This is a genomic window from uncultured Thiodictyon sp. (genome assembly GCA_903837595.1).
Taxonomy (GTDB): Bacteria; Pseudomonadota; Gammaproteobacteria; order Chromatiales; family Chromatiaceae; genus Thiodictyon.
Genome location: CAILVI010000533.1, coordinates 1 through 19,392 on the forward strand (window position 1 = coordinate 1; position 19,392 = coordinate 19,392).

Annotated in this window: 19 protein-coding genes; 6 read left to right on the forward strand and 13 right to left on the reverse strand. The window is 66.6% G+C overall.

The genetic code is table 11. The features are described from left to right. Positions 1-105 precede the first annotated feature (105 nt). Positions 106-1,488 carry a diguanylate cyclase gene (locus QZY44_RS32260; protein ID WP_295457301.1) on the forward strand — a complete coding sequence of 461 codons (1,383 nt, stop codon included), beginning with the start codon at positions 106-108 and terminating at the stop codon, positions 1,486-1,488. A gap of 52 nt (positions 1,489-1,540) precedes the next feature. On the opposite strand, the gene bioD is transcribed toward QZY44_RS32260, so the two are convergent. From bioD to bioB, 5 genes are read right to left on the reverse strand one after another with little or no spacing between them, the layout of a single operon-like run. Next, positions 1,541-2,209 carry a dethiobiotin synthase gene (bioD, locus tag QZY44_RS32265; protein ID WP_295457304.1) on the reverse strand — a complete coding sequence of 223 codons (669 nt, stop codon included), beginning with the start codon at positions 2,207-2,209 and terminating at the stop codon, positions 1,541-1,543. Then, complete coding sequence (gene bioC / locus QZY44_RS32270; protein ID WP_295457307.1) at positions 2,206-3,084, reverse strand: malonyl-ACP O-methyltransferase BioC; 879 nt, start codon at positions 3,082-3,084, stop codon at positions 2,206-2,208. Before bioC ends, bioD begins: the two co-directional genes overlap by 4 nt. Next, positions 3,081-4,001 (reverse strand): pimeloyl-ACP methyl ester esterase BioH, encoded by a 921-nt coding sequence (bioH, locus tag QZY44_RS32275; RefSeq protein ID WP_295457310.1) that lies wholly within the window; start codon positions 3,999-4,001, stop codon positions 3,081-3,083. The genes bioC and bioH overlap by 4 nt, the downstream gene beginning before the upstream one ends. Continuing rightward, positions 3,998-5,263, reverse strand: coding sequence for an 8-amino-7-oxononanoate synthase (locus QZY44_RS32280; protein ID WP_295457313.1), 1,266 nt, complete (start codon positions 5,261-5,263; stop codon positions 3,998-4,000). Before QZY44_RS32280 ends, bioH begins: the two co-directional genes overlap by 4 nt. After that, the gene (bioB, locus tag QZY44_RS32285) at positions 5,263-6,291 is read right to left on the reverse strand and encodes a biotin synthase BioB (protein ID WP_295457316.1); all 1,029 of its coding nucleotides are present in this window, start codon (positions 6,289-6,291) and stop codon (positions 5,263-5,265) included. The genes QZY44_RS32280 and bioB overlap by 1 nt, the downstream gene beginning before the upstream one ends. Positions 6,292-6,485: 194 nt before the next feature. On the opposite strand from bioB, the gene QZY44_RS32290 reads away from it, so the two are divergent. After that, a complete protein-coding gene (locus QZY44_RS32290; RefSeq protein WP_295457319.1) occupies positions 6,486-6,965 on the forward strand; it encodes an SRPBCC family protein in 480 nt (159 codons plus the stop codon). A 69-nt stretch (positions 6,966-7,034) separates the two neighbouring features. Here the strand turns inward: QZY44_RS32290 and QZY44_RS32295 are convergent, their stop codons facing one another. Together QZY44_RS32295 and QZY44_RS32300 are read right to left on the reverse strand one after the other, a co-directional pair. Then, positions 7,035-7,472: a hypothetical protein gene (locus QZY44_RS32295; RefSeq protein ID WP_295457323.1), complete on the reverse strand. Its 438-nt coding sequence runs from the start codon at positions 7,470-7,472 to the stop codon at positions 7,035-7,037. A 39-nt stretch (positions 7,473-7,511) separates the two neighbouring features. Continuing rightward, positions 7,512-9,326: a GGDEF domain-containing phosphodiesterase gene (locus QZY44_RS32300; protein ID WP_295457325.1), complete on the reverse strand. Its 1,815-nt coding sequence runs from the start codon at positions 9,324-9,326 to the stop codon at positions 7,512-7,514. Between the two features lie 511 nt (positions 9,327-9,837). On the opposite strand from QZY44_RS32300, the gene QZY44_RS32305 reads away from it, so the two are divergent. The 4 genes from QZY44_RS32305 to QZY44_RS32320 all read left to right on the forward strand — a co-directional run bounded on the left by QZY44_RS32305 (position 9,838) and on the right by QZY44_RS32320 (position 14,787). After that, positions 9,838-11,424, forward strand: coding sequence for a glucan biosynthesis protein G (locus QZY44_RS32305; RefSeq protein WP_295457328.1), 1,587 nt, complete (start codon positions 9,838-9,840; stop codon positions 11,422-11,424). Continuing rightward, complete coding sequence (locus QZY44_RS32310; protein WP_295457332.1) at positions 11,409-11,951, forward strand: hypothetical protein; 543 nt, start codon at positions 11,409-11,411, stop codon at positions 11,949-11,951. The genes QZY44_RS32305 and QZY44_RS32310 overlap by 16 nt, the downstream gene beginning before the upstream one ends. Next, positions 11,948-14,053: a glucans biosynthesis glucosyltransferase MdoH gene (gene mdoH, locus QZY44_RS32315; protein ID WP_295457335.1), complete on the forward strand. Its 2,106-nt coding sequence runs from the start codon at positions 11,948-11,950 to the stop codon at positions 14,051-14,053. Before QZY44_RS32310 ends, mdoH begins: the two co-directional genes overlap by 4 nt. Positions 14,054-14,172: 119 nt before the next feature. Continuing rightward, positions 14,173-14,787 (forward strand): DUF4337 domain-containing protein, encoded by a 615-nt coding sequence (locus QZY44_RS32320; RefSeq protein WP_295457338.1) that lies wholly within the window; start codon positions 14,173-14,175, stop codon positions 14,785-14,787. Between the two features lie 319 nt (positions 14,788-15,106). Here QZY44_RS32320 and QZY44_RS32325 read toward each other — a convergent pair whose 3' ends face one another. From QZY44_RS32325 to QZY44_RS32350, 6 genes are all read right to left on the reverse strand, one after another. After that, entirely contained in the window at positions 15,107-15,313 is a 207-nt protein-coding gene (locus QZY44_RS32325) for a hypothetical protein (RefSeq protein WP_295457341.1), read from the reverse strand. Beyond that, the gene (locus QZY44_RS32330) at positions 15,294-15,674 is read right to left on the reverse strand and encodes a type II toxin-antitoxin system VapC family toxin (RefSeq protein WP_295457343.1); all 381 of its coding nucleotides are present in this window, start codon (positions 15,672-15,674) and stop codon (positions 15,294-15,296) included. The genes QZY44_RS32325 and QZY44_RS32330 overlap by 20 nt, the downstream gene beginning before the upstream one ends. Positions 15,675-16,076: 402 nt before the next feature. Beyond that, entirely contained in the window at positions 16,077-17,891 is a 1,815-nt protein-coding gene (locus QZY44_RS32335) for a V-type ATP synthase subunit A (protein WP_295457346.1), read from the reverse strand. A 5-nt stretch (positions 17,892-17,896) separates the two neighbouring features. After that, on the reverse strand, positions 17,897-18,538 hold the full coding sequence (locus QZY44_RS32340) for a V-type ATP synthase subunit E family protein (RefSeq protein ID WP_295457349.1): 642 nt from the start codon (positions 18,536-18,538) through the stop codon (positions 17,897-17,899). Beyond that, entirely contained in the window at positions 18,538-18,912 is a 375-nt protein-coding gene (locus QZY44_RS32345; RefSeq protein ID WP_295457353.1) for a V-type ATP synthase subunit F, read from the reverse strand. Before QZY44_RS32345 ends, QZY44_RS32340 begins: the two co-directional genes overlap by 1 nt. Positions 18,913-18,925: 13 nt before the next feature. Further along, the gene (locus tag QZY44_RS32350) at positions 18,926-19,378 is read right to left on the reverse strand and encodes an ATP synthase subunit C (RefSeq protein WP_295457356.1); all 453 of its coding nucleotides are present in this window, start codon (positions 19,376-19,378) and stop codon (positions 18,926-18,928) included. Positions 19,379-19,392: the final 14 nt, after the last annotated feature.

Here is a 19,392-nt window from a genome sequence, read left to right on the forward strand (position 1 = left end):
AATACGAGTCGCTCTCACTTGGCAGACGCGTTTGGTATTAATTGCAGATACGCGCGTCGTCCGGGACGGCTCGACCAAGGATTTCCCGGCCGTCACGAATAGACGGTGCTGGAAAATGCGAGTTTCCTGTCAGGCACTAACTCGCTTGACATCATCTGGACCATGGGGCTCGGCGGCAACTTGACCTACCTCAGCCCTTCGGTGGAGCGGTTCCTGGGTTACCCGCCGGAGGAGTTCATGCGGTTGTCCTTCGAGGAAATGTTTACCCCGGCCTCCTATCCCATTGTCGCGGAGGGACTCACCCGTGCGCAGGCCAGCGTGCAAGCCGGACTCCCAATCGATTTCACCGCCGTGGAGCTCGAACACCGACGCAAGGATGGCTCCCTCATCTGGATCGAAATGACCGCGACCGGCATGTACGACCAGCAGGGCACCTTCCTGGAGATTCTCGGCATTACGCGTGACATCAGTGCACGCAAGCAAAATGAACACGAGTTGGAGCAGGCCCGTGTCGCTACCGCCGCGGCAAACCAGGCGTTGCAGGCCGCCAATGAGGAACTCCAGACGCTCGCGTCGACGGATGCCCTCACCGGGGTGTGGAACCGCCGCCATTTCGAGCAAGCGGCGAACGCCGCGATTGCCCAGGCACGGCGTTACGGGGAGCCGCTATCGTTGATCTTGTTTGACATCGACCACTTCAAGGCGATCAATGATCGGTACGGCCACCAGACGGGGGACTTGGTCCTGATCGAGGTCACCCGGCGGGTTGGTCGGAGCCTGAGGGCCGCGGATGTCCTGGCGCGCTGGGGTGGTGAGGAGTTTATGGTGCTGATGCCGCACTGCGGCGAGCGGGAGGCCGCCGAGCTGGCGGAAAAGCTGCGCGGCTTGCTCGCCAGTGCCGCCTTTCCGGGAGCTGGCAGGGTAACCTCCAGCTTCGGGGTGGCCGAATGGGCATGCGCAGAGACAGTGGATGCCTGGACCAAACGGGTGGACGATGCCCTTTACCAAGCGAAGGAAGGGGGACGTAACCGCGTGGTGGCTGGTGCGGCCAAGGAGCCCGCTCAGTCCACCGTCAGCCTGAATCTGATCTGGCGGGAAATCTACGCCTGTGGTGAGCCAGCGATTGATGACGAGCATCGTGAACTGTTCCAACTGGCCAATAGGCTCCTGCGAGTCGCCATCGCAGAACCTTCCCCAGAATCCCTGAGCGGAGCCTGGGGCATACTGCTGGCCCACACGGTGGAGCACTTCGCCCATGAAGAGGAGATCCTGCGGAACCGGGGCTACCCGGAACTGGAGCGCCATACCGGGTTACACCGAAACCTGGTTGCGCGCGCCCTGGAGCTCCGGGGGCAGGTCGAGCAAGGGGGCTGCGACTTCGGTTTGCTGGTGGACTTCCTGGTCCGGGAAGTGGTCGCTCGGCATCTGCTGGAGGAGGACCGCGCCTTTTTTCCCCTGTTCGCTGGCAAGCACGACGGGGCTGATTGATCTGTCCTGGAGTGGCCGCCCGCCGCGGTGTCATGGGCCCCTGCGCGCGCTGCTAAACGAACGGATTCAGCAATCCAGTCAGCCTCTCCGGCGTGGGATGCTCAAGCCACGGTATGACGCCCAGGCAGGGCGCCTCGATCAGTTCGCCCAGGGTCGCGAGGTTCTCCTCTCCCGCCTGCATCCGCGGGTCGACGCCGTTACCGACCCAGCCGGCGAGGGTGCAGCCGCGGGCGCGGATGGACTCGGCGGTGAGCAGTGCGTGATTGATGCACCCGAGCTTGAGACCGACCACCAGGATGACCGGGAGGTCGAGTATGCCCGGGAGGTCGCTGACTGAGAGCCGCGGGCTCAGGGGCACGCGCCAGCCCCCGACACCCTCCACCACCACCCGGTCGCACTCGGCGGCCAGGGCGCGGTAGGCGCGGGCGATGGGCCCGGCCGCGATCTCGATGCCCGCCTGGCGCGCGGCGATGTGCGGGGCGATGGGCGGCGCGAAGGCGTAGGGATTGATCAACTCATAGGGCGCCGCGTGGCTGCCCTTGGCCAGGAGGCGCAGTGCGTCGGCATTGCATAGGCCGCTGGGGCTCAAGTCGCACCCGGAGGCGACCGGCTTCATGCCCAGCACCCGCTCACCGCGCGCCTGCCAGGCGGCCATCAGTCCCAGGCTGACCAGGGTCTTGCCGCAGTCCGTATCGGTGCCGGTGATGAAAACACCGCTCATGCCGTGACTCCCGGTCGCCTGACATGACCGATGGCGCTGATCGGCACCCCGATTCCCCCGGCTACCGGCTTCTGTGCCGGCGCCCAGGCGTGTCCATAGACCACCTCATAACTGGCGGGCAGGCGCCCGTCTGCCTGGCGTTCCAGTTCATAGGCAGCCGCAACGGCCGCGAGCCGGCGTCGGCCGGTGAGTCCGCGGGGGCGCTGCCCGGTCGCGTTGTGGGCGCCGATGCCCTTGAGGTCGGCCATCAGCTCCGCGAGTTGTGTATAGGTGACGGTCAGACGCTCCATGTCCATGACCGGATCGGCGAAGCGCGCCCGCACCAGTGCATCCCCCACGTCGTGCATGTCCGGGAAGGGGCTGACGTGGCTGTAGCCGTCCACCGTGGACCAGGCCAGGCGCAGCTCCTTGAGGGTGTCCGGGCCGAAGGTAGTGAACATCAGTAGTCCGCCGGGTCGCAGGACCCGCAGGCACTCAGTGAAGGCCAGGCCCAGGTCGTTGCACCATTGGAAGGTGGCGTTGGAGACGATCAGATCCACGGCGCCGTCGGCCAGCGGCAGTTGCTCGGCCTGCGCGCACAGGCACAGTGGGCGGCGCCACCAGCGGCCGCGGCGGCGTGCCTGCAGCAGCATGGGGTGGGCAAAGTCGAGCGCAATCACCCGTGCCTTGCGGTAACGCCGTTGGAGTGCATCGACCGCGTAACCGGTGCCGGCGCCCAGGTCCAGGATGCGCTGGGGTTCCAGGCGCACATAGTCCAGTCGCTCCAAGAGCCGGTCAGCGATCTCGCGTTGCAGCAGGGCCGCCGCGTCATAGCCCGGGGCGGCGCGCTCGAAGGCGCGGCGGGCGCGCTGCTTGTCGATCAATGGCTGGTTCATGCCACCGGAGCGGGGCCACCCCGTCCTGAATCCGCCGGCGGCATGTCGATTCTACCGATCACCCAAGAACGGGCTGCTTCGTGTTCATTCGTGTCCGGCGCGGGCGGCTGATCCAGCCCGGCCAGGAATGAGCGGACGGCGGCCGCGGTCTCCTGCGGGTGGGACACGAAGGGTGCGTGGGCGGCGCCGGCGATGACCTGGGTCTGCGCCCGCGCCATCAGGCACTCGACCCGTTCGCCGACGGCCGGTGGGACCAGGGTGTCGTGGCTGCCAAAGAGCCAGAGTGCGGGGCAGCGGATGTCCGGCAGGGGGCCGCGCAGGTCCTCATCGCGCAGCAGCTCCAGCCCCAGGGTCAGCGCTGCGGGGTTGGGTTCGGGCCGCAGGGCGAGTTCCCGGCGCAGGGTGCGCAGCACCTCCCGGGCACGATCGTCGCCACGGACCTGGAGCGCCAGGAAGCGGGCCAGCGTCCCGGCCGGGTCCGCCAACAGACCGTCGTGAAACTCATCCAGGGTCGCCTCGGGCATGGCCGGGGTCCAGTCCTCGGCGCGAACGAAACGCGGGGTGGCGGTCATCAGGATCAGCCCGCGCACCCGTTTGGGCGCGCGCAGGGCCGCGGCCAGCGCGACCAAGCCACCCAGGGACCAGCCGAGCCAAACCGCCCGTGGCGGCGCGGCGGCCAGGCAGGCATCCGCCCAGCGCCACAGGGCGCCCGGACCTGGACCCAGGGTGGGCGGGAAGGGGCTTTCGCCATGACCGGGCAGCTCGATGCGGTGCTGGGTGAACCCCGGCGCCAGGTCCGCGGGCAGTCCGTCCCAGACGGCGGAGTTCATGCCCCAGCCGTGGAGCAGGACCAGGTCAGCGCCGCTGTCCTCATCGAGACCGAGCAGGTCGGCCAGGGTATTGTGGGGTTCGTTCATTGGTCTTGGACTCGGGGTAGGGTGGCCAGGGCGGAGAGCAGCAGCTCCACGTCCGCTTGCGTGTGGGCGGCGCTCAGGGTAATGCGCAGCCGGGCGGTTCCCGCTGGGACTGTGGGCGGGCGGATGGCGGTGACCAGGATGCCGGCTGACTCCAATGTGCGGCTCCAGGCGAGTGCATGCTCGCTGCTGCCGGCCGTCAGCGGTTGGATGGGGGTCGGTGAGTCCGCGAGCGGCAGGCCGAGTTGCGCGGCACCGGCACGAAAGCGCCCGATGAGGGTCTTGAGGTGTTCCCGCCGCCACTCCTCCCGGCGCGCCAGTGCGAGGCTCACCCGGGTGGCCTCGGCCAGGGCCGGCGGGGTGGCGGTGGTGTAGATATAGGGGCGGGCGCGCTGGATGAGGGTCTCGATTAGTGCATCAGAGCCCGCGACGAAGGCGCCGAAGGTGCCGAATGCCTTGCCCAGGGTGCCCATCAGGATCAGCCCGTCGGCCGGCGCCCCCAGTAAACCAAAGTGGTCCAGGCTGCCGCGGCCCTCCCGGCCCAGGACACCCAGGCCATGGGCGTCGTCCACCAGGAGCCAGGCGCCGGTCTGCCGCGCGATCAGTGCCAGGGCGGGTAGGGGGGCCAGGTCGCCGTCCATGCTGAAGACACCGTCGGTGGCGATCAGGCACGGGGCATTGGGGTGGGGTGCCCCGTCATTCTGCGCTGCATCGCGGGTCGGTGGGTTACCGTCCATGGCCTGGGTCCCGGCGTCCCGGCCGGGATGACGACGGTCGGCATCCAGCAGATGGGCAAGCTCGGCGGCATCGGCGTGGGGATAGCGGCGCAGGGTGGCGCGCGAGAGTACGGCGGCGTCGAGCAGCGAGGCATGGTTCAGGCGGTCTTCAAACACCGTGTCGCCGCGCCCGGCGAGCGCCGAGATGACCCCCAGGTTGGCCATATAGCCGGTGGAGAACAGGAGCGCGCGCGGCTGCCCGGTAAACTCCGCCAGTTCTTCCTCCAGCGCCTGGTGGGCGGCACTGTGGCCGTTCACCAGATGGGCGGAGCCGCTGCCCACACCCCAGCGGGCCGCCCCCTGTTGCAGGGCGGTGATCACCTGTGGGTGGTTGGCGAGGCCCAGATAGTCATTGCTGCCGAAGTTGAGCATGGGCCGGCCGTCGGTGCGGCCCTGGGGCTGCTGCGGGCCGTCCTGGACACGGCGGCGCCGATACAGACCGGCGGCGCGGCGGCGCTCCAGTTCCGCGCTCAGGTCGTTCGGAGTCATCAAGGTGCCGGTTGATCGCCCGCGGTCTGGGTCCGATGGCAGGCCCCCGGGGCCTCACGTTCCGGCTCGAACGCCTCGAAGGCGAGCCCCAGGCGGTCGAACAGTGCCCGGTCGCGCTCTGCCCCGGCGTTGGGGGTGGTGAGCAGTTGCTCGCCGTAGAAGACCGAATTGGCCCCCGCGAAATAGCACAGTGCCTGGAGTTCGTCGCTCATCTGTTCGCGCCCGGCGGAGAGTCGGACATAGGAGTGCGGCATCAGACAACGGGCCGTGGCCACGGTGCGGACGAACTCCAGCGGGTCCAGTGACGCCGTGCCGAAGAGCGGTGTGCCCTCCACCTGCACCAGCAGGTTGATGGGGACTGACTCGGGGTGGGCCGGCAGGTTGGCGAGTTGGCACAGCAGTGAGGCGCGGTCACGGCGCGACTCGCCCATCCCCAGGATGCCCCCGCTGCAGGTCTTGAGCCCGGCCGCGCGCACATGCTCCAGGGTCGCCAGCCGATCCTGATAGGTGCGGGTGCTGATGACCTGGCCGTAGAACTCGGGTGAGGTGTCGAGATTGTGGTTGTAATAGTCGAGCCCGGCCGCCTTGAGCCGCAGGGCCTGGGCCGCGGTCAGCATCCCCAGGGTCACGCAGGTCTCCAGCCCCAGAGCGTGGACCGCCGCGACCATCGCGATCACCTGCTCCAGGTTCTTGTCGGTCGGGTTGCGCCAGGCCGCGCCCATGCAGAAGCGGGTGGCGCCCTGGGCCTTGGCGGCGGTGGCGGCGTCGACGACGGTCGCCAGCGGCAGCAGCGGTTCCGGTGCCAGTTCCGTCTCATGTCGTGCGCTTTGGGAGCAGTAGCCGCAATCCTCCGGGCAGGCCCCGGTCTTGATGCTCAAGAGGGTGCTGACCTGAACCCGGTTGGCTGCGAAGTGTGCGCGGTGGGTCGTCTGCGCCTGGAGCAGCAGGTCGTTGAACGGCAGGTCCAGCAGGGCCACGACGGCGTCGATCGTCCAGTCGTGGCGGGGCAGGGCAGGGGTCTCGGGCATGGGTCGGTCCTGGTGCGGGAGTCACCGGGCTTGGCTCCCGACGTCACCCATGGCGGGGCGGTCGCCCCCGTGTGAATAGCCGCGCATGCTAGCGCCCTGCGGGCCATTGTCAACCGCCGGGCATGGCCCAAGTTGACGGCCGGACTTTCGTCGGGGCCCCGGGGCTGGTAGTCTCGGGGCTGAATCCATCTGATTTGAGCCCCTGCACAGTGATCAGCGCCCATGCCAGCATCCTGATCGAGCGACCCGTCGAGCCGGTGTTCGCCTTCGTCGTCCTGGATTTCTTTGCCAACTACCGGCGTTGGTCGCCGGAGATCGAACACCTGGAGGTACTCGACCCCGGACCCATCCGACTGGGCAGCGCGGCGCGCCAGGTGCGCGTGGATCATGGCCGGCGTACGGACACTACCTTTCACGTCATCGCCCTGGAGCCGCTGCAGCACCTGGCGTTCGAGGAGCTCGGCAAGCAGCGGTATCGCATCCGCTACGCGTTCGAGCCGGTTGGCGGGACCGCTGACCGGGCGCTGCAGGCCGCGCCGCATACCCTGCTGAACTTTGCCTGCGAGTTGAAGCCCCTGGGGCTGCTGCTGCGCCCCTTCGAGCCGCTGATCCGCGCTGCCATACAGGAGGGCGCCGAGCAGGCAGTGCGGCGCATCAAGGGGTTGGTGGAGTAGCATCGCCAGTCAGGTCGCCCATTGGGCGGGGTGGCGGCGGTCATCGCGGATCATGGCGTTGCCCGCCCGCTACTGGCCCCTGAGCGTCTCCCGTGCCCGGTCGACGAACGCACGCCCCTGTTTCTGCATCGCCCGCTTCACCACCTGCGCCAGTTCCGCGCCGGTGAGGGTACGCCCGTTGAGGACCATCTTCGACGGGGAGGTGGAATATGCCTCGATCGGGTTGGCCAGCGTCAGCGCCGTATCCTCGACCGCGTCGTATTTGTAATAGCAGGCCGCCTGCTGGTCGCCGCTGGCGCCCGCAAAGTGCACCGTGACCACCGCGCCCTCGCGGCCCTGGGTCTGGGTCTGGCTGCCCTGCCAGGACGGCTCCATGCCGAGCTCCACTGTGACCATGTCTTTGCACAGGGTGAGGCGCACGTCTTCGCGGGGGTTGGAGCAACCAAAGGCAGCAACTGCGGCGATCAGCATGGCGGAGACTCGGGAGAGACGGGGTAGTTCAAGCATGGTGGTGACCTTTCAGATGATTGCCGCGGTGCGTTGCGCTCACTGCTCTAGCCCTGCCCAGTGGGCCAGGAGCTCCCCCAGCGGTGCGGCGTCCATGGGCGGACACAGCAGATAACCCTGGGCGAACCGACAGCCGACCGCCTCCAGGACCTGGGACTGGACCTCGCGCTCCACCCCCATGGCCAGCACCTCCAGCCCCAGGTCTCGACCCAAACCAATGAGGGCGCGGATGATCGCCTCCTCACGGGGGCCGCGGCCGATCTCGCGGATAAAGGAGCCATGGACCTTGAGGCGATCGATGGGGAGGCGATTGATCCGGCCCAGCGCGCTGGAACCGGTGCCGAAATCGTCCACCGTCAGGCGCACGCCCAGCGCGCGCAGGTCGCTCAGGGCCGTGATCACGCGCGGGTTGTGACCCATGATGACCGACTCGGTGACCTCGAGATCCAGGTCCCCGGGGGCCAACCCGGTCTCCTCCAGGACGTGGCGTACCGTCGGCAACAGGGTGGCCCGCTCCAGCTGCTGCCCGGAGACATTGACGGCGATCCGCGGGATGCGCAGCCCGCCCGCGTGCCAGGCGGCCAACTGGCGGCACGCCGTGCACAGGATCCAGTCGCCCAGGTCGCTGATCAGCCCGAGTCGTTCGGCGACCGCGATGACGCGCGCGGGTGCGATGACGCCCAGCTCCGGATGGGTCCAGCGCACCAGGGCCTCGACCCCGCAGACGCCGCCGTCGGTGAGATCGATCTGGGGCTGATAGTGCACCGCCAGTTCGCCGCGGGCCAGGGCACCGCGTAACGCGGTCTCCAACAGGTGCTGTTCCTGGGTGGCCGCGGTCATCTCCGGGGCGTGGAATTGGTAGTGACCGCGCCCTCGCTGTTTGGCCCGGTACATGGCCAGATCGGCGCTCTGTAGCAGGGTTTCCGCGTCGGTCCCGTCGGCGGGGTAGAGGGCAATGCCGATACTGGCCGAGAGATGGATCACGTTGCCGTCGATGGCGAGCGGTGTGGTCAGCTCTTGCAGGCAGGACTGCGCCGCGGTTGCCGCTCCCGCGGCGTCCGTCTCGCCATCCAGGAGGACCAGGAACTCGTCCCCGCCGTGTCTGGCCAGGGTATCGGCGGCGCGCAGGCGCTCGGCCAGGCGCGCGCCCGCCGCCGTCAGCACGCGGTCACCCAGGGCATGGCCCAGGGTATCGTTGACCTCCTTGAACCCGTCCAGGTCGATGAACAGCAGGGCGAGGCGTCCGCCCTCGCGGTGCGTGCGGCGGATGGCATGGGCGAGGCGGTCTTCCAGCAGGACGCGGTTGGGCAGTCCAGTCAGAACGTCGTGGTGAGCGAGGAAGTCCAGGCGCTGCTGTGCCTGCCTGCGGTCGGTGATGTCCTGGAGCGTGCCATAGAGGGTGGCCGGTCGGCCCGCCGTGTCGCATTCCACATGGCCCAGGGCCTGGACCTGGCAGGTCGTCCCGTCGGGGCGCAGGATGCGCAGTTCGTGCGCGTAGGGGGTCGCGTCGGTCAGGGCGCGGGCGATATCCGCCGCGTAAACCGGCCGATCGTCGGGGTGGATCAGGTCGGGATCGGCCTCCGGCGCCGGGGGCGCCTGGCTGGGGTCCAGTCCGAGGATGGCATAGACCTGGGGCGACCAATGGAGTCTGCCGCTGCCGATCTCCAAGCGCCAGTCACCGAGGCGCGCGAGGCGCTGTGCCTCGAGCAGTCGGGCATTGGCCTGGAGCAGGGCCTGGTCGGCCTCCGAAAACGTTGGCGCGGCGGCCGCGCCATCTCGCAATCTGTCCGCGTCGGCGGTAGGGGGCGGGCGATCCTGATGATCCGGGGGCATAGAGGGGGCTTGCGGTGACATGTTGATGATCAGCGGGTGCCGGCCTGAAGCTGACTCGCACCGGCCAACTCCCGGTCGGCAGGGGTTAGGGAAAGTCCTGAACATCCTCTGTATGATGGGTCCGTCGTGCGATCCCTTCCCGGGGGCGCCACACCCACGTGTGGCGTGACGCCCGCCGCAGTCGCGGCGTGACAGATAACGGTCGTTTTTGCGGGGGGACGGATCCCCCCCAGTGACCAGATAGCCTTCCAGCTTAACCCGAGTGTCGGCCCACAACCAGAGTTTTCAGCCGGTGGACGCAGCAAAGAGCGCGGTCTTGCGGCGGCAATTTTGTAAATCGCCTCTTAAAGAACCGTGCGCGAACCCTAGGCACTGCCCTACAATCCGCTTTTCGGCAGGGCGCTTTGGTGGCGCGTGAAGGTTCGCCGTGTCCGGTGTAGGCCCGCCCAGCCCGCGGCGGCCCGTGCGCGCCCCGACCCTTAACCACCCTAATTCCCTTTGCGCAATCCTGAATAGCAGGTGATTCTCTACCATGATCCCGAGACGTTTCGGACTCCTCCCCCTCTGCGCGGCCATCTCGCTGACCGTTGCCGCGCTCGCGCCCGACGCCTGGAAAGTGGCCGAGGCCGGACCCTCTGCCCGCGGCGCGGAGCAGGGTGTGCCCGGTCACTTCACCTTTGCCTCCGTGGTGCGCCGCGCCGGCGAACTGGCGGCCTCGCCCTATCAGCCGGATCAGGCCGCGCTGCCGGCGTTTTTTGCCGGTCTGGACTATGACCAGTACCGCGATATCCGTTTTCGCCGCGATCAGGCCATCTGGCGGGCTGACTCACTGCCGTTCAATGTCGAGCTCTTCCCGCGCGGGTTCCTGCACAAGGACCGGGTCATGATCAACCTGATCGAGGGCGGGAAGGCCGTGCCAGTGCCCTTTAAGAGCAGCCTCTATAACTATGGCAAGAACGATGTCCCGGCAGACCTGGCGGATACTCCGGAGGACCTGGGATTCGCCGGGCTGCGGTTGCTCTACCCGCTCAATCGCGACGATGTCTTCGATGAGTTGGCGGTCTTTCTGGGCGCGAGTTATTTTCGCGCGGTGCCCCAGGGTCTGAACTATGGGATCAGCGCGCGCGGCTTGGCCATCGATACTGGCCTGAAAAGCAAGGAGGAGTTCCCGATCTTCCGGGAGTTCTGGCTGGAGAAGCCGGACCGGGATGCCACCTCCATCACCATCTACGCCTTGTTGGACAGTCCCAGCGTGGCCGGCGCCTATCGGTTTCTGATCACCCCGGGGCTGGAGACGGTCATTGATGTGAAGGCGCAACTGTTCTTCCGGGAGCGGGTCAAGAAGCTCGGCCTGGCCCCCCTGACCAGCATGTTCTTTCATGCCGAGGACACGGATCGCTTTATGGACGATTTCCGTCCGGAGGTCCATGACTCCGACGGGTTGCTCATCGAGACCGGCACCGGCGAGCGCATCTGGCGTCCCTTGGTCAATCCGAAGGGATTGCGCATCAGTGACTTCCATGCCGACAGCCCGCGCGCCTTCGGGGTGCTGCAACGCGACCGCGACTTCACCAGCTATCAGGACTTGGAGGCCCAGTACCAGAAGCGGCCGAGTGCGCTGGTGGAGCCGCTCGGCGACTGGGGCAAGGGCGTGGTTGAGGTGGTGGAGATCCCGAGCGACTCTGAGCGTTATGACAACATCGCCGCCTTCTGGGTGCCGGAGCGTGCACCGGCGGTCGGCAAGCCGTTCGAGTATAACTATCGCCTGCGCCTGGCGGCCGATCCGGAGGCGAAATTGACCGGCGGGCGGACCCTGTCGACGCGTATCGGCGGCGCCGGCACGGCCGCGCTGGACTCCAGCAAGCGCAAGTTTGTGGTCGATTTTGGGGGTCCGAACCTGGCCGGTCTGCCCACCGATACGCCGGTGGAGGCCGCGGTCACCGCATCCTCCGGGACCTTGTCCAAGGCCGTCGTTCAGCCCAATCCGGAGACCAAGGGTTGGCGCCTCTTTTTTGAACTGACCCCCGAGGGGACTGGCCCGGTGGACCTGCGCGCCTATTTGCGCAACGGTAACGATGTGTTGAGTGAGACCTGGAGCTTCCAATGGATTCGCGAGTGATGGGGGCGGCGTCCGCGACCGGCGGCGAGCTGTGGGAGGGCGTGGCCGGGCGGGTGACCGACTATCTGCGCGCCCTCGGGGTCGAGGACCCGCTGCACCTGGAGCGGTTGGCCGCGCGCATTCGCCAGCGCCTGGAGACGCGCGCCGCCACCACGACGCTGGAAGACCCGGTGGAGGCCGCCATTGAGGAGACCTATGCCCTGCTTGATGCCTGGCTGTGCGCGGAGTTGGGGATCGAGGGGGATCGCGACGCCCTGTTCACGGCCCGCGCGGCCGTCTTGAGCGGTGCGGTGCCGCATTGGGCGGCGCGTTTTGCCGGGGTCTCCGGGGAGTCGCGCGCCGCGGCGATCCAGGCCGCCGGCGTCCGGGCGATTCCCGACTACGCACCCTTGCCCATGGTGCCGAACACGATCGATCTGTTCTGGCGCCGCGTGGGTCATGCCATCGCTGCGGCCCTGCGGCACCTGCTCGGCTTGTTGCCGGCCGATGCCCCGCCCGCCCATCCGCACCGGGGACACCCGCAATGAGCAGTGAAGCCCTGACGGGAGTGCGCGGGCATCAGTTACGCCGCATCCTCTTTTTCTCGCTCGTGCTGCTCACCACGCTCGGTGCGCTGAGCCTGTTGAGCGTGGCCTTCCAGGATGGGGGGACCCAGCCGCTCGAGCTCGTCATGCTCATCCTGTATGCGATCCTGACCCTCTGGATCAGTGCCTCCTTCTGGACCGCCACCATCGGGTTCGCCATCCTCCTGACCGGGCGTGACCGCTATGCCATCGCCACCGCGGATACGCGCGGCGCGGCCAAGGACGCACCCAGCGGTCCGTTCAAGACCGCGCTTGTGATGCCGGTCTACAACGAGGACCCGGTGCGGGTCTTCGCCGGGCTGCGGGCCGTCTGGCAGTCACTGGTGGAAACCGGCCAGCACGAGGGTTTTGAGGTCTTCGTGGTGAGCGACACCCGTGATCCGGACATCTGGGTGCAGGAAGAACTGCTGTGGCGCCGTTGGGCGCTGGAACTCGGTGCGCCGGCACGGATTTTCTACCGCAACCGGGTGGAGAACACCAGCCGCAAGAGTGGCAATATCGAGGATTTCTGCCGCCACTGGGGCGGGCGCTACCGCTACATGATCGTGCTTGATGCCGACAGCATCATGTCCGGGGAAACGCTGGTGGAGATGGTCGCGCGAATGGAGCGCAACCCTGGCGTGGCCCTGATCCAGGTGCCCCCGGTACCGGTGAACCGCGCCTCGTTCTTCGCGCGGATGATCCAATTCGCCGGCAGCCTCTACGGGCGGATGTTCACGGCGGGGCTGTCTTATTGGCAACTCGGTACCAGCAATTTCTGGGGCCATAATGCCATCATCCGGATCAAGCCCTTCACGGCGCATTGCGGACTACCCAAACTGCCGGGCCGTGAGCCATTTGGCGGCGACATCCTGAGTCATGACTTCGTGGAGGCGGCCCTGTTGCGCCGTGCCGGTTGGGGCGTCTGGCTGGCCTATGACTTGGGTGGCAGCTATGAAGAGATCCCGCCCACCCTGATCGACTATGCCAAGCGTGACCGCCGTTGGTGTCAGGGCAACCTCCAGCACTCGCGCCTGGTCTTGGCGCGGGGGTTCAAGCCCATCAATCGGCTTCATTTTGCCATGGGCGTGATGTCCTATATGGCGTCCCCCCTATGGCTGATCTTTCTGGTGGTCACCGGTATTGCCGCCTATTTCCAGAGTCTGGCGCACCCCGTCTATTTCTTCGGCGACAACTTTCTGCCGGTCTGGCCCGAGACCTTTACGGTGGAGATGACCACCGTCTTGTGGGTCACGCTCGCCATGCTCTTCCTGCCCAAGCTCCTGGCCCTGGTCCTGCTGGCCGCCAAGCGCAACCTGCGTCCGCAATTCGGCGGCCTGTTGCGTGCGTCCTTCAGTGTCCTGCTGGAGAGCCTGTTCTCGGTGCTGCTGGCCCCGGTGCTGATGCTGTTCCAAAGCAAATTCGTGGCCGCCATCCTGTTGCGCCAGAACGTCGGTTGGCCGGCCCAGCAACGCGGTGACCACCAGACCGGATTCGCGGAGGCGTTCGGCACCCATCTCACACACACCCTGATCGCCGTGGTGGTCGGGTTTCTCAGCTATCGCTACGTGCCGGCGTTCTTCTGGTGGTTCACGCCCGTGCTCGCGGGTCTGGCACTTGCGATCCCGGTGTCGATGCTCACCAGTCGGGTATGGCTCGGTCAGTTCGCCCGCCGCGCTGGCATCTTCCTGACCCCGGAGGAGACGACGCAGCCACGGGTGCTGCAATTGCTGGAGGAGAACCTGGCGGCCGCCGAAGCGCCGGTCTGCCATTCGGCCACCGGGGGCGATCTGTGGTATCAGGCGGTGGTCGATCCCTGTGCCTATTCCTTGCACACCTCGCTCTTGCCGGATGAGATGCCCAACCGTCGCCGCCGTCACTACCTGGAGGGCCTGATCTTTCAGCTCCAGGACGACGGTGTGCATACGCTTAAGGCGTCCGAAAAGCGTGCACTGGTGTCCCATCGCGATGGGCTCTATGATCTGCACACGCTGCTTTGGGCGGGGCTGCGCTCGCCCGGTAGCGGTCGGACGCCGCCGGCTCCAGTGCCGAGTGAGGGGGGCTGAAGTGGGGGCGGCGGCCGGCCTCGGCGATCATAGTTGGCGCCGGGTGCCCTATTGTATGCGGCGGCCCAGACCCCATCTTGAGGGGCCATCTCTCACTCACTTAGCGACAGGCGAACGCAATGGAAGTTCTGGAAACCCACGAAAAGATTCACGAGGCCGGTCATGGTCACGGCCATCATGCGGAACATGGCGGTCCGACCGCCAGCACCAAACACATTGCCGTGCTCATCAGCTTGCTGGCGGCCTTGCTGGCCATCACCGAAACGGCCGGCAAGAGTGCCCAGAATAGCTCGGTGATCGCCAACATCGAAGCGGCCAATCTGTGGAGCTTCTTTCAGGCCAAGTCGATTCGGATGACCGTCATGCAGGCGCAGGCCGATGGGCTGGCACTCAGTCCGTTCCCGGCCGGCTCGGAGCAGGCCCAAGCGGTCGATAAGCAAATCCAGAAATGGAAGGCCACCGCGGCCCGTTATGACTCGGAGCCCGAGACCGGTGAAGGTCGCAAGGAACTGTCGCAAAAGGCTAAAATCGCGGAGCAAAAACGCGATAAGGCGCTGGCTGCCTACCATATGTTTGAGTATGGTGCCGCTGCGCTGCAATTGGCCATCGTTTTATCATCCGCGGCAGTCGTGACCGGGGCCATGCTCCTGGCCTGGATGTCCGGCGGCCTGGGTCTCATCGGCGCCGGCTTCGGTTTGCTGGGGTGGTTTGGTCCGACCTTGCTGCATCTATAGCAGGTGCCCGCTGACTGCCGAATGGTACCGGTGCGTGGTAGAGCGTAACTGCGTTTTACCCTAAATCCGGCAATTGCTCACACAGAGACACAAAGGAAAACAGATCATTGGATGCGTTGGGCCGATCGCCGCGCGGGTGATCTCGTCGATCAATAGATCGCGCTGAAAATCTTTGTGATCTTTGTGTCTCCGTGTGAACTGCTCCTTTTAGCTTTACCGCATGCGTAGGTCACCCTTCAGGGCGACCTGCATCGGCTCGCGAGCCGCGTGCCGATCGTGTGATGATGAGGTGCACATGGCGAGTCGGCGAGTCGGCGGGTTAGCGGCCCGAGCGGACTCCCCCATCGCCCTTGTACGGAGGTTCGTTGCGACGCCAGATCCGTTCCCCGGACGCCTCCTGACGGTGTCGTGCATCGTCCGTTAACCGTCGCAGGTCCCCGTCAAAGGATTCGACGATTTTCTCGCGAATGCGGTGCAGGTCAGAAATGATCGTGTCCGCCGACGATTCATTCAATGTCTTCTTCATCGTCCAGCATCTCCTCCGGAGTACAAACGGTTGGCAGCGGGTAGCCCAAGTCTTGGAGTACATCGCGGACTCGGGGCAAGAGCCGGGCATTGGCAATGTGCGAGCAGTTCCAGGTCAGGAAGTAGTCAAGGCCATGAAACGCAGAGGCGCAAATGTGCAGGGCATCCAGTCGGGCGTTCGGTGGCAGCACCGCGCTGGAAAGCAATCGACTCGCGAGTTCGGGTATTTCGGCGGGAAGGTCTAAGAGTGGGATGCCATGCAGGTTAGCCAGCCGAGCGGCGGCGAGTTCTGCATTGCCTTGGGCGGCCTCATCGAGGACATACTGTGAAGTGATGAGTTGATAGTTGCCGCGGTTCGACACTGCCTCGCTTGTTCTTGAGTGTCCCTGAGCCCTTCTTGGCGTTTATGCGCGTCGGTGTTCCAGGTTATGGAAGCTTTCGGGCTTGGCGCAACGCTGTATGTGTGGGCGACCAAGTGCAAGAGTGTGGCGGTGAGTGCCATGGACATCGGGCGCCTACGACTTATCAGGACGAGGGCCAGGAAACGCCGGGTGCCTGGATTCCTGGGTGCCGGGCTGAATCTTATCAGGTTCTTGTCATCGCCGGTGGGTGCGGCGCATCTTCCGCGGAAGCCGCCCTGACGGCCTGGCTTCCGGTGTTCGGCGGTCGGTCCGGGTATCTTTGCGTGCCCGTGATCGTAATCCCGGCCATCGGTGCATGGGGCGCGGAGCGCCTGACACAGGTCTGGCACTGCTGGAACGGTGTCACCCGGGAGGGATGCCGTCTGCCCTGTCCCCCTGCTTGGCATACTCCCCGCGAATTTCCGCCATGGCGGCACTGACCTCCGTCCGAAAGGCCTGAATCTGATCCATCTGATCGCTGCTGTACATGGACTTGAGCCGCCGCATCTTGGCCAGGAGCGGCAGGTTCTGGAGTTCGGCGACCGGCACGCCCAATTCGATCAGTGCCGCACCGTCGCGGTAGATGGTGATGACCAGATTCAACAGGGCGAATTGCTTCTGCGGTGAGCAGAAGGTATCGATGTCATCCAGTGCACTCTGCTGCAATACGCCCTCCTTCACCAGTGAGGCGCCCTCCAGTTCCCAGCGTTGGGCGTCGGACAGTGCTTCCGGGCCGACCAGGTTGACGATCCGCGAGAGTTCCGCGTCCCGGGCCAGCAGCGCGAGTGCGGCGGTGCGGCGCCGCTCCCAGTTGGGGTCGACCTCCTGGTGCCACCACTGGGCGGCGGTGTGGACATGGGCGGAGAAGCTGGTGACCCAGTCGATACTCGGGTAATGACGGGCGTCGGCCAGTTCCTTGGACAGTGCCCAGAAGGTCTCGACGATGTCCTTGGTGTGGCTGGTGACCGGTTCTGAGAAGTCACCGCCCGGGGGGGAGACAGCGCCGATCAGGGTGACCGAGCCGGAGCCGGCGCCAAAGGTCTCGACCCGCCCGGCACGCTCGTAGACCGCCGCCAGGCGCGAGGCCAGATAGGCCGGGTAGCCTTCCTCCACCGGCATCTGACCGAGCCGGCCCGAGACCTCGCGCAGGGCCTCGGCCCAGCGGCTGGTGGAGTCGGCCAGCATCACGACGTCATAGCCCATGTCCCGGTAATACTCGGCCATCGTCATGCCGACATAGATGGAGGCCTCGCGCGCCACCACCGGCATGTTGGAGGTGTTGGCCACCAGCAGGGTGCGCTCCATGAGCTTGCGTCCGGAGTAGGGGTCGGTGAGCTGCGGGAAGCTCTCCAGCACGTCCACGAGCTCATTGCCGCGCTCCCCGCAGCCCACATAGATGACGATATCGGCATTGGACCAGCGCGCAATCTGCTGCTGGACCACGGTCTTGCCCGCGCCGAAGGGACCGGGGACGGCGCCCTTGCCGCCCTTGAGTTGCGGGAAGAACGAGTCGATGACCCGCTGCCCGGTGATCAGCGGCGAGACGCCGTCGTCGCGCTTGAGATAGGGGCGTGGTTTGCGCACCGGCCAGCGTTGGAACATGCTGAGTTTGAGACTCTGGCCCTTGGGCGCACGCACCCGGGCGATGGACGACTCGATGTCATAGTCACCCTGAGGCACCAGGTCCTCCAGTTCGCCCGTGATGCCCGGTGGGACCAGGATGCGGTGCAGCACCGAGAGCGTCTCCTGCACCGTGCCGAGCACCACCCCGGCACCCACCGTGGCCCCGGGTTCGAGGTTCTCATTTGGCACGAAGGTCCAGCGGCGGGAGCGGTCGAGGGCCGGCACGCTGATGCCGCGGCGGATATAGTCTCCGGATTGAAGTGCGAGCTTCTCCAGCGGGCGCTGCACCCCGTCGAAGATGCCGCCCATGAGCCCGGGGCCAAGCTCCACGGAGAGTGGAAACCCCAGGCCCACACAGCCCTCGCCGGGGCGTACCCCGTCGGTGGATTCATAGGTCTGGACCACCGCGCGTGCGCCGGTGAGCGAGATCACCTCACCGAACAGGCCCAGTGCGCCGATCTTGACCTGCTCGCCGTTGCGGGCGCCGGGCAACTCGATGGTGACGATGGGTCCGTTGATGTCGCGGATGACGCCGATTCTGCTGGGTGCTGTCATTTAGGTCATCCGCCGAACAGGCTGGCGGTGTCGAGTCCGCCGGGCAGCAGGTGTTCCAGGATCACCTGTTGGATGCGTGCGCGCAGACGCTCCAGGCGGCCCTCGAAGGTCTGGTCGACGCGGATGCGTCCGTCCGTGCTCACCAGCAGACAGCCGCCAAGGGTCTCGATGGGGGACTCGGCCAGCGTCGCGGTCTGTCCCTTGGGCAGACTTTCGAGCACGCTGTCCCAGCGGGCGAACAGACGTTGGTGGTCGCGGGTGTTGGTGGCGACCTCAAGTGTGTCGCGCTCGATCTGACCGGCGGCCTGCGCAATGATGGCCAGGAGCCAGTGGATGTAGACCGGCTCGTCCTGCATGAAGGTCCGCATTCGCTCGGTGAGGCGCTGTTCTACGTCCTGCACCAGGTTCCAGCGCAAGAGGTCGAGCTGGCTCTGCATCTTCAGTTCACTGGCCTGGACGCGCTGGCGGAAGTTGCGCTCGGCCTGGGTGCGGGCGCTGGCCTCTTCGCGCGCCTCGCGCAGGCGCAGCCGTTCCGCGGCCTCCCGCAGGATGCCGTCGCGCCCGCGGTTGGCGCGTTCGCGCAATTCATCGGCCAAGCGTTCCGCCCGGCTCAGGATGGCCGCTTCGAGTTCCTGTACCTGGTTCATCATGTTGCACCTGCGCCATGGTCGGACGCACCGGGTGGCAGCGTGCCGGCGCCGAACAGTGCAGTGAGACGGTCCGCCACCTCGCTGGCCAGGACCGTGGGGGAGTTCAGCGGCGGGACCGAGACCACCACGATGCGCCCGCCCTCGCGGCGCACCTGCCGTAGGTTGGGGCAGTCCGCGCGCATGATCCGGTCGTCTACGATCACGAAGGCCTTCTCGCGGTTGCGCGAGAGGTCCCGGAACACCAGGTCCGCCGCCTCGGGGGTCGGGTCGGGGATGCTCTCGAAGCCGATCAGCCGGAAGCCGTCCGCCAGGCTTGCATCGCCTAAGAACAGCATCCGGGTCGGGTGGGCCGCTTCGTGTTCAGTGGTCATGGCGGGGTCGGCGTCAGATCTTGTTGAGCAAGAGGATCGAGATGACCAGTCCGTAGATGGCGATCCCCTCGGCCAGGCCCAGATAGATCAGTGTGCGGCCCAGCGTCTCCGGTTTCTCTGTAATGGCGGCGAGCGACGCCGCACCGATGGGGCCGACGGCGATGCCGGCCCCGATGGTGGAGAGTCCCGTGGGGATGCCGGCGCCGATGATGGCGAGCCCCCGGCCGGTGGAGATCTCCGCCAGGCCCCCGGCCGCCGCTACCGTTTCGGGCGCGGCCAGCGCGTCACTGATGCCGAGCAGCAACAGCCCGAGTTGGGCGATCACAAAGGCGACGAGTTGGGTCCCCAGGGCGGGCCGGTACCAGGGGCGCAGCCGCTTGCTCAAGCCCGGGCGCAGCTCCACCAGGATGCCGCAGAGGATCAGGCCGAGAATGGCGATGGACATGAGTGCGACGAGCAGGTACATCGGGTATTCCTCGT

Bases quoted from the DNA above. Each gene is read 5' to 3' on its own strand.
- bioH (WP_295457310.1), bottom strand. From the start codon at position 4,001: ATGAACGAACCCCACAATACCCTGGCCGACCTGCTCGGTCTCGATGAG.
- bioD (WP_295457304.1), bottom strand. From the start codon at position 2,209: ATGAGCGGTGTTTTCATCACCGGCACCGATACGGACTGCGGCAAGACC.
- QZY44_RS32340 (WP_295457349.1), bottom strand. From the start codon at position 18,538: ATGAACCAGGTACAGGAACTCGAAGCGGCCATCCTGAGCCGGGCGGAA.
- QZY44_RS32335 (WP_295457346.1), bottom strand. From the start codon at position 17,891: ATGACAGCACCCAGCAGAATCGGCGTCATCCGCGACATCAACGGACCC.
- mdoH (WP_295457335.1), top strand. From the start codon at position 11,948: ATGAGCAGTGAAGCCCTGACGGGAGTGCGCGGGCATCAGTTACGCCGC.
- QZY44_RS32310 (WP_295457332.1), top strand. From the start codon at position 11,409: ATGGATTCGCGAGTGATGGGGGCGGCGTCCGCGACCGGCGGCGAGCTG.
- QZY44_RS32350 (WP_295457356.1), bottom strand. From the start codon at position 19,378: ATGTACCTGCTCGTCGCACTCATGTCCATCGCCATTCTCGGCCTGATC.
- QZY44_RS32300 (WP_295457325.1), bottom strand. From the start codon at position 9,326: ATGTCACCGCAAGCCCCCTCTATGCCCCCGGATCATCAGGATCGCCCG.
- QZY44_RS32325 (WP_295457341.1), bottom strand. From the start codon at position 15,313: ATGAAGAAGACATTGAATGAATCGTCGGCGGACACGATCATTTCTGAC.
- QZY44_RS32305 (WP_295457328.1), top strand. From the start codon at position 9,838: ATGATCCCGAGACGTTTCGGACTCCTCCCCCTCTGCGCGGCCATCTCG.
- QZY44_RS32295 (WP_295457323.1), bottom strand. From the start codon at position 7,472: ATGCTTGAACTACCCCGTCTCTCCCGAGTCTCCGCCATGCTGATCGCC.
- QZY44_RS32280 (WP_295457313.1), bottom strand. From the start codon at position 5,263: ATGACTCCGAACGACCTGAGCGCGGAACTGGAGCGCCGCCGCGCCGCC.
- QZY44_RS32345 (WP_295457353.1), bottom strand. From the start codon at position 18,912: ATGACCACTGAACACGAAGCGGCCCACCCGACCCGGATGCTGTTCTTA.
- bioB (WP_295457316.1), bottom strand. From the start codon at position 6,291: ATGCCCGAGACCCCTGCCCTGCCCCGCCACGACTGGACGATCGACGCC.
- bioC (WP_295457307.1), bottom strand. From the start codon at position 3,084: ATGAACCAGCCATTGATCGACAAGCAGCGCGCCCGCCGCGCCTTCGAG.
- QZY44_RS32320 (WP_295457338.1), top strand. From the start codon at position 14,173: ATGGAAGTTCTGGAAACCCACGAAAAGATTCACGAGGCCGGTCATGGT.